This window comes from Pseudomonas sp. MG-9 (genome assembly GCF_018729515.1).
GTDB classification, from domain to species: Bacteria; Pseudomonadota; Gammaproteobacteria; order Pseudomonadales; family Pseudomonadaceae; genus Aquipseudomonas; species Aquipseudomonas serboccidentalis.
The window spans coordinates 1-226 of record NZ_JAHHZH010000029.1; the positions used below are offsets into that span (position 1 = coordinate 1).

Below are 226 nucleotides of genomic sequence, written 5' to 3' on the forward strand. Positions count from 1 at the left end.
TCAACGTCAGTTGCAGCTTAGCAGGCTGCCTTCGCAATCGGGGTTCTTCGTGATATCTAAGCATTTCACCGCTACACCACGAATTCCGCCTGCCTCAACTGCACTCAAGCCGTCCAGTTTCAACTGCAGTGCTACGGTTGAGCCGCACCATTTCACAGCTGACTTAAACGGCCGTCTACGCTCCCTTTAAACCCAATAAATCCGGATAACGCTCGCATCCTCCGTA

Annotated in this window: 1 rRNA gene; it reads right to left on the minus strand. The window is 52.2% G+C overall.

The window, feature by feature from the left end:
• Positions 1-226, minus strand: a 16S ribosomal RNA gene (locus KKQ10_RS28915); the annotation flags it as partial.